This window comes from Psychrobacillus sp. Z3-81, from assembly GCF_056620325.1.
This window is the reverse complement of sequence record NZ_JBWQPU010000108.1, coordinates 1-238: the sequence shown is the minus strand read 5'-3', so window position 1 is coordinate 238 and position 238 is coordinate 1. Positions and strand designations below refer to the sequence as shown.

Here is a 238-nt window from a genome sequence, read left to right as displayed (position 1 = left end):
GGCCCGCCGCGCGAGGGCGGCGCTGGCACGTCGGGCAGGTGAACGACGAACGGTTCATGAACTCGTCCCGGCGGATCGGCGTCCCGCAGCGCCGGCACGGCTGGCCGGCGCGTCCGTAGGCCTCGAGCGACCGGTCGAAGTACCCGGACTGCCCGTTGACGTTGACGTACAGGGCGTCGAAGCTCGTCCCGCCCTGGACGAGGGCGCTGCGCATGACGTCCTCCGCGGCCGCGAGGAC

At 73.5% G+C, this 238-nt stretch carries 1 protein-coding gene; it reads right to left on the bottom strand.

Features of this window, described 5'->3' with window-relative positions; translation table 11 throughout:
- The coding region (locus AC1ECF_RS17815; RefSeq protein ID WP_480390766.1) for a zinc finger domain-containing protein at positions 1–238 on the bottom strand (238 nt) is incomplete at both ends.